The organism is Aquidulcibacter sp. (assembly GCF_049239865.1).
In the GTDB taxonomy this organism is placed as follows: domain Bacteria; phylum Pseudomonadota; class Alphaproteobacteria; order Caulobacterales; family Aquidulcibacteraceae; genus Aquidulcibacter.
Genome location: NZ_JBMLTR010000037.1, coordinates 1 through 1,117, shown reverse-complemented (window position 1 = coordinate 1,117; position 1,117 = coordinate 1). Strand labels below are relative to the sequence as shown.

General features: G+C 53.4%; 2 protein-coding genes. Both read right to left on the bottom strand.

Annotated elements, in window-relative coordinates:
- On the bottom strand, positions 1 to 574 hold a 574-nt coding region (locus tag ACOVRA_RS03210; RefSeq protein ID WP_421719027.1), incomplete at its 3' end, for a ClpX C4-type zinc finger protein.
- 171 nt (positions 575 to 745) lie between these two features.
- The coding region (locus ACOVRA_RS03205; protein ID WP_421719026.1) for an ATP-dependent Clp protease proteolytic subunit at positions 746 to 1,117 on the bottom strand (372 nt) is incomplete at its 5' end.

The following is a 1,117-nucleotide window of genomic DNA, read 5'->3' as shown; positions in this document are numbered from 1 at the left end:
ACTTACGGCTGATCTTGTCGATTTCGTCGATATAGACGATGCCGCGCTGGGCGCGTTCCACATTATAGTCCGACGCCTGCAACAGTTTCAGGATGATGTTTTCAACATCTTCGCCGACATAGCCCGCTTCGGTCAAAGTCGTGGCGTCTGCCATGGTGAAGGGCACGTCGATGATGCGGGCAAGGGTTTGCGCCAGCAGGGTCTTACCGCAACCGGTTGGACCAATCAGCAAAATGTTCGACTTCGCCAGCTCCACATCGCCATTCTTTTGGGAATGCGCGAGACGCTTGTAATGGTTATGCACAGCCACGGCCAAGACGCGCTTGGCATAGTTTTGGCCAATCGCATAATCGTCGAGAACGTCCTTGATCTCCTGAGGGGTCGGCACGCCGTCCTTGGATTTGACCAATTGATTTTTGTTCTCTTCGCGGATGATATCCATGCAAAGTTCGACGCACTCATCGCAGATGAAGACCGTTGGCCCTGCGATCAGTTTGCGGACTTCATGCTGGCTCTTGCCGCAGAAGCTGCAATAGAGCGTATTTTTTGAATCACCGCTGGCTGCTTTGGTCATATCTACTCCAGTCCGTCACGGTGCTGCCAAAAGCAGCCTCTGACGGTCGCTTCAAAAAGCTTTGTCCAGTCTTGCACGGAATCTGTCAACGATCCGTTGCAAAACTGAAGCAATTATGTTCACCCGCATCAGCCTACGCAAAAACGAGGCCGTGCGGGCTAAAAGGCGTGTTTAGCTCGTCAGACTAGGGTCTTCGCGCTTTACAAAAACTTCGTCCACAATGCCGAAAGCCTTGGCTTCTTCAGCGGTCATGAAATGGTCGCGGTCCAGAGTTTTCTCAATCACATCATAGTCTTGCCCAGTGTGCTTGACGTAGATTTCATTGAGGCGACGCTTGGTGGCGACAATGTCTTCAGCATGGCGTGCAATGTCGGTCGCCTGTCCACGGAAGCCACCAGAAGGCTGGTGTACCATGACGCGAGCATTTGGAAGCGCGACGCGGCTGCCCTTTTGCCCAGCGGCGAGCAAAAGCGAACCCATGGATGCCGCTTGGCCCATCACCACGGTGGAGACGGGTGAGCGGATATATTCCATCGTGTCATA